At 53.4% G+C, this 204-nt stretch carries 1 pseudogene; it reads right to left on the reverse strand.

Features of this window, described 5'->3' with window-relative positions:
• Positions 1-204, reverse strand: a pseudogene (locus FC73_RS06860) (acetyl-CoA carboxylase carboxyl transferase subunit alpha); the annotation flags it as partial.

The raw sequence follows: 204 nt of genomic DNA on the forward strand, positions 1-204 counted from the left end.
CAATAATTCCCTCCGATAGTAATTCATCAGGGGTTAATTTCATGACCGAAGCGGCTTCTTTCATCCGACTGGGATCCTTCCACAAGATGGTGGCGTAACCTTCGGGGGAAAGCACCGAATAGATACTATCCTCAAAAGCCCAGACGCAGTCGCCTACGGCCAGGGCTAGCGCGCCACCACTGCCACCTTCACCGACGATGACAC

The organism is Fructilactobacillus fructivorans (genome assembly GCF_001434095.1).
In the GTDB taxonomy this organism is placed as follows: domain Bacteria; phylum Bacillota; class Bacilli; order Lactobacillales; family Lactobacillaceae; genus Fructilactobacillus; species Fructilactobacillus fructivorans.